5 protein-coding genes are annotated in these 5,778 nt (G+C 56.5%); all 5 read right to left on the bottom strand.

Annotated elements, in window-relative coordinates:
• Nucleotides 1-112 precede the first annotated feature (112 nt).
• From patD to ydcS, 5 genes are read right to left on the bottom strand one after another with little or no spacing between them, the layout of a single operon-like run.
• Entirely contained in the window at nucleotides 113-1,537 is a 1,425-nt protein-coding gene (gene patD, locus ACSZO4_RS24215; RefSeq protein ID WP_437891635.1) for an aminobutyraldehyde dehydrogenase, read from the bottom strand.
• Between the two features lie 21 nt (nucleotides 1,538-1,558).
• Nucleotides 1,559-2,368 carry an ABC transporter permease gene (locus tag ACSZO4_RS24220; protein WP_437891637.1) on the bottom strand — a complete coding sequence of 270 codons (810 nt, stop codon included), beginning with the start codon at nucleotides 2,366-2,368 and terminating at the stop codon, nucleotides 1,559-1,561.
• Nucleotides 2,358-3,290, bottom strand: coding sequence for an ABC transporter permease (locus tag ACSZO4_RS24225; protein WP_437891638.1), 933 nt, complete (start codon nucleotides 3,288-3,290; stop codon nucleotides 2,358-2,360). The genes ACSZO4_RS24220 and ACSZO4_RS24225 overlap by 11 nt, the downstream gene beginning before the upstream one ends.
• Nucleotide 3,291: 1 nt before the next feature.
• A complete protein-coding gene (locus ACSZO4_RS24230; RefSeq protein WP_437891639.1) occupies nucleotides 3,292-4,305 on the bottom strand; it encodes an ABC transporter ATP-binding protein in 1,014 nt (337 codons plus the stop codon).
• A 17-nt stretch (nucleotides 4,306-4,322) separates the two neighbouring features.
• Nucleotides 4,323-5,465 carry a putative ABC transporter substrate-binding protein YdcS gene (ydcS, locus tag ACSZO4_RS24235; protein WP_437891640.1) on the bottom strand — a complete coding sequence of 381 codons (1,143 nt, stop codon included), beginning with the start codon at nucleotides 5,463-5,465 and terminating at the stop codon, nucleotides 4,323-4,325.
• Between the last annotated feature and the right edge of the window lie 313 nt (nucleotides 5,466-5,778).

Here is a 5,778-nt window from a genome sequence, read left to right on the forward strand (position 1 = left end):
TGAGTCCGGTACAATACCGAACTCAGGCCATGTCAGCCGCCAGTTAAAAAAGTGTCCAATATGTGGGGTTCACTTCATGCTGGCGGCCTCACACTCAGCACCTGACGACACATCAGTGTTTAATCATCACATGCCTGATGACGGTATAGTCCTCAAGACCGTAGACCGACATATCCTTGCCGTAGCCTGACATTTTCTGTCCGCCGTGGGGCATTTCGCTGACCAGCATAAAGTGGGTGTTAACCCAGGTGCAGCCGTATTGCAGGCGGGCGCTGAGTCGGTGCGCCCTGCCCACATCTTTGGTCCATACCGATGAGGCCAGCCCATATTGCGAATCATTGGCCCATTCCAGCACCTGATCTTCATCGTCAAACAGCGTCACGCTGACCACCGGGCCGAAAACCTCCCGCTGCACAATGGCATCCTCCTGCTTCGCCCCGGCAATCAGAGTGGGCTCGTAGTAATAGCCCGCGCCGCTGCCTTTTTTCCCGCCGGTGACCACGCTGATATGGGCCAGCGCTTTGGCGTCCTCCACCGCTTTGCTCACACGGGCCAGATGGGCCTCAGAGCTTAGCGGCCCAAGCTCGGTGGACTCATCTTCCGGCGCGCCCATTTTCAGGCTGGCAACCGCAGCGCCCAGTTTTTCAACCAGCGCCGCATAAATCCCCTTCTGGGCATAAATACGGCAGGCCGCGGTACAATCCTGCCCGGCGTTGTAAAAACCGAAAGTGCGTACCCCTTCCACCACGGCATCAAGATCGGCATCATCAAACACAATCACCGGCGCTTTGCCCCCCAGCTCCATATGGGTCCGTTTAATCGACGGCGCAGTGTGGCTGATAATATGCTCCCCGGTGGCAATGGAGCCGGTCAGGGAGACCATGCGCACTTTTTCATGCCCGGTCAGCGGATCGCCCACGGTTTTTCCTCGCCCGAAGAGCACATTGAGTACACCTGCGGGGAAAATATCTTTTGCCAGCTCTGCCAGCTTCAGCGCGGTGAGCGGGGTGATTTCTGAAGGTTTGATCACCACACAGTTGCCTGCCGCCAGCGCCGGACCCAGCTTCCAGGCCGCCATCATCAGCGGGTAGTTCCAGGGCGCGATGGATGCCACTACCCCCACCGGGTCACGGCGGATCATCGAGGTGTGTCCCTCAAGATACTCCCCGGCCGCCAGGCCATTCAGCGTGCGGGCAGCACCGGCAAAGAAGCGGAACACATCCACCACCGCCGGTATTTCATCGTTCAGCGCGCAGTGCAGCGGTTTGCCGCAGTTTAGTGATTCCAGCCCGGCCAGGGTTTCGGCATTATCTTCGATCACCTGTGCCAGTTTCAGCAGACATTCCGCCCGCGCTTTCGGGGTGGTCTGGCCCCAGCTTTTGAACGCATCATCTGCCGCCATCACGGCAGCATTTACCTGCGCGGCAGAAGCCTCGGCAATCTCCAGCAACACCTCGCCGGTGGCCGGATTGTACACGGCCTGCTTTTCTCCCTCGCCGAAGACCAGTTCACCATTGATCAATAGTTGATGTTGCATAGCGCTATCCTTATTAAGTTGTCAGTTATTTGCCGGACCGGCAACGGTCTCGCCATCGCGGGTGAGCCACCACGCCCCGAGGATCGGTAGCGCCGTAGCCAGCATCACCAGCAGCGCCACCACATTGGTTACCGGTACATCACGCGGGCGGCCCAGCTGGTTTAACAGCCACAGCGGTAGGGTGCGCTCGTGGCCAGCAGTAAAGGTGGTAACGATAATTTCATCAAAGGATAAGGCAAAGGCCAGCATTCCACCGGCCAGCAGCGCCGATCCCAGATTGGGCAGCACCACATAACGAAATGTCTGCCACGTGTTGGCCCCCAAATCCATTGAGGCTTCGACAAGGCTCCACGACGTCCGGCGAAAACGGGCGATGACGTTGTTAAACACCACCACCACGCAGAAGGTCGCATGCCCGGTCACAATCGTAAAAAATCCCGGTTCCAGATTGACCGTCTTAAACGCCGTTAACAACGCCAGCCCGGTCACAATGCCCGGTAGCGCGATGGGTAACAGCAGCAGCAGTGAAATCGCGTTGCGGCCAAAAAATTCACTGCGCCAGAGAGCCATTGCAGCAAGCGTGCCAAGGATCAGCGCAATCAGCGTCGCCAGCGCAGCAATCTGAAGTGACAGTGTCACTGAATCAAGTATATCCCCCCGAGCAGCAGCAATGCTGAACCACTTGAGCGTCAGTCCCTGCGGGGGAAAGCTAAACGCCGCATCCTCGGTATTAAAAGCATAGATGGCGATGATCAATAACGGGAAATGGAGAAAGATAACCCCGCCCCATGCCGCCGCTTTGAGTAACCAGGGTGCTCTGTCAGAGTGCATCGAACGCTCCCAGACGTTTCACAAACGACAAATAGAGTGCAATCAACAGGATGGGAACCAGCGTAAAGGCGGCGGCCATCGGCATATTGCCAATCGCGCCCTGCTGGGAATAGACCATATTGCCAATAAAGAAGCCCGGCGGGCCAACCAGTTGCGGGACAATAAAATCCCCGAGGGTCAGCGAGAAGGTAAAAATCGACCCCGCCGCCACACCAGGGATCGCCAGCGGCAGAACCACATAGCGGAAGGTTTGCCGTGGGCGCGCACCAAGATCGGCTGAAGCCTGAAGCAACGACGGCGGCAGACGCTCAAGGGCCGCCTGTATCGGCAGGATCATAAACGGCAGCCAGATATAGACGAACACCAGAAATCGCCCCAGCCCCGAGGTCGACAGCGTATTGCCGCCGATCCCCGGCAGCGTCAGGACCGCAGTCAACAGCGGCTCCAGCCCCAGATGCCCCAAAAACCATTGCGCCACGCCATCTTTTGCCAGTAATAGCGTCCAGGCATAGGCTTTGACGATATAGCTCGCCCACATCGGCAGCATCACCGCAATGTAGAAAAAAGCTTTCCACTTGCCATGGGTATAGCGCGCCATAAACCAGGCCATCGGGAAAGCCAGCACCGCGCTGGCAAGGGTTACCGCTATTGCCATCGTCAGGGTGCGCACAATGATGTCGTAATTCGCCGGATTGAACAGCGCCTGAAGATTAGCGAGGGTGAGATCCGGCGTCACCGTCATGGTGAAGTCGTCAAAGGTGTAAAACCCCTGCCACAGCAGCGTCAGCAACGATCCAAAGTAGACGATGCCGAACCACATCAACGGCCCGAGCAACAACAGGAACAGCCCCAGCGATGGCCAGCGCCAGAAGAAGCGACTCAGACCGCTGTGCGACGACTGCGTCGCCATAGATGCCTGCATATCATGACACTCCCTGTAAACGCACCATCGCCTCGCGCGACCAGGAGACCTGCACGCGTTGTCCGGGAGTGAGTGAATCCGGCAGCAGAGCGTCGGAGAGATTCGGCTGGGTGACCAGCAGTTTTTCACCACCCTCAAGTTTCAGCTCAAAGCGCGTTGCCGCCCCCTGATACTGCACCGCCTGCACCTGCGCCTGAACCTCAATCTCACCGGGCTGGTTTAAACGGATATGCTCCGGGCGCAGCGAAAATGTCCCCTGCATGGCGCACAGCTTCCCGGCAAGCTGAGCATCAAACACATTAGAGGTGCCAACAAACCCGGCGACAAAAGGCGTGCGCGGGCGCAGATACAGTTCACGCGGGGTATCCACCTGCTCAATTTTGCCGTTGTTAAACACCGCGACCCGATCGGACATCGACAGCGCTTCCCCCTGATCGTGGGTGACAAAAATAAAGGTGATCCCGAGATCCTGTTGAAGTTTTTTCAGTTCAAACTGCATCTGTTCACGCAGTTTTAGATCCAGTGCGCCAAGGGGTTCATCCAGCAGCAGAACTCTGGGCTGATTAACCAGCGCCCGGGCAATGGCCACGCGCTGGCGCTGGCCGCCTGAGAGTTGCGAAGGTTTACGGGCGTGGACAAAATCAAGCGCCACCTTCTCCAGTGCTTCACGAGCGAGACCATGGCGCTTTTTTTTCTCCACCCCTTTGACCATCAGACCATAAGCGACGTTGTCGAGGATCGACATATGCGGAAACAGCGCGTAATCCTGAAAGACAGTATTAACGTCACGTTCCCAGGGCGGCAGTTCACTGGCTTCCCGGCCAAAAATACGGATAACTCCGCCGCTCAGTTGTTCAAAACCCGCGACCAGACGCAGACAGGTGGTTTTGCCGGAGCCGGATGGCCCCAGCATAGATAAAAATTCTCCGTCGTTGACCACCAGACTGACGCCGTCCACCGCGCGTACGTCACCGTACAACCGTGAGACATCCTGAAATTCTACCGCGTAGGTCATGCGTCACTCCCGACCAGTTAACGTCCACCCATAATGGCAATGTAATCCTGCGTCCAGCGGCTGTAGGGGACATATTTCCCGCCCTCGGCGACCGGCGTTTTCCAGAAGGCGATTTTGTCGAAGAAGGCATAACCATTGGTTTCGCATCCTTTCTCACCTAACAACTCGCTGGCTTTACATCCCTGGGGCACTACCGGCAACGAGCCAAACCAGGCCGCGACATCCCCTTGGACTTTCGGCGTTAGCGACCAGTTCATCCACTTATAGGCACAGTTCGGGTGTTTAGCCTGGGCATGCAGCATGGTGGTGTCGGCCCAGCCCGTTACGCCCTCTTTCGGAAAAACAGTGGCAATGGGCTGGTTTTCCCCTTTCAGGGCATTGGCCTGATAAGGCCAGGCACTGGAGGCAACCACGCCTTCGTTTTTGAAATCACTCATCTGCACCGTGGTGTCATGCCAGTAACGGTGGATCAGACTGTGCTGATCGCGCAGCACTTTAAGCACCGCCTGATACTGCGCTTCGGTGAGCTGGTAGGGATCTTCAATCCCCAGTTGCGGCTGGGTGGCTTTGACAAATAAGGCCGCATCGGCGATATAAATCGGCCCGTCATACGCCTGCACGCGCCCAAGGTTAGTTTTGCCGTCCGGCAGATCCTGTTTGACAAACACCACCGCCCAGCTGTCCGGTGGGGTCGGGAAGGTTTTACTGTTGTACATCAGCAGGTTTGGTCCCCACTGATAAGGCGTACCGTAGACTTTACCGTCCACATTGAACCAGTCGCCTTTTACCAGGCGCGAATCGAGGGTATTCCAGTTGGCGATAAATTTGGTGTTGATCGGCTGAACCCGTTTACCCATGATCAGGCGCAGTGAAGCATCACCTGAGGCCGTCACCAGATCGTAACCGCCTTTCGCCATCAGACTGACCATTTCGTCAGACGTGGCGGCAGTTTTGACATTAACCGCACAGCCGCTCTCTTTCTCAAAGGCCGTGACCCAGTCATAAGCCTTATCCGTTTGCCCGCGTTCGATATACCCCGGCCAGGCAATGATATCCAGCCGCCCTTCTCCTTTGCCGATCTCAGCAGGTTCAGCAGCCTGGGCCGTGGCGATAGTCATGCCCAGCGCACCAAGGCAGCTCAGGGCAAATTTCTTGCTCATAGGTTTACTCCTGTCGCAATAAAATGAGCGGCCGCCCTGCCGTAAAAATATGTCCTTTTTTAAAAGTAGACGCCGGGCAGATAGCCCGACTCCCCGCCTTAAGAAATTTCGCGATGTTGTGACCGACAACGCACTGTATTAATTGCCGGTAAGGCCAGTGCGTTCTCTTTTGGAGTATAGACAAGGGGTTAGCGGGATGGAGACCATTCGGGGAAGCTATGCATATTTCATATGAATGTATTAAGGAAGGTGCGATTTAATCGGTGGGGTTCAGTGGAGTCCTTATCTGTATTAGCCTTACCTTAGCTGAGCT

The organism is Phytobacter sp. V91 (genome assembly GCF_965644225.1).
Lineage (GTDB): Bacteria > Pseudomonadota > Gammaproteobacteria > Enterobacterales > Enterobacteriaceae > CBFFRJ01.

Coding starts and splice junctions, on each gene's coding strand:
- patD (WP_437891635.1), bottom strand. CDS start 1,537: ATGCAACATCAACTATTGATCAATGGTGAACTGGTCTTCGGCGAGGGA.
- ACSZO4_RS24220 (WP_437891637.1), bottom strand. CDS start 2,368: ATGCACTCTGACAGAGCACCCTGGTTACTCAAAGCGGCGGCATGGGGC.
- ACSZO4_RS24225 (WP_437891638.1), bottom strand. CDS start 3,290: ATGCAGGCATCTATGGCGACGCAGTCGTCGCACAGCGGTCTGAGTCGC.
- ACSZO4_RS24230 (WP_437891639.1), bottom strand. CDS start 4,305: ATGACCTACGCGGTAGAATTTCAGGATGTCTCACGGTTGTACGGTGAC.
- ydcS (WP_437891640.1), bottom strand. CDS start 5,465: ATGAGCAAGAAATTTGCCCTGAGCTGCCTTGGTGCGCTGGGCATGACT.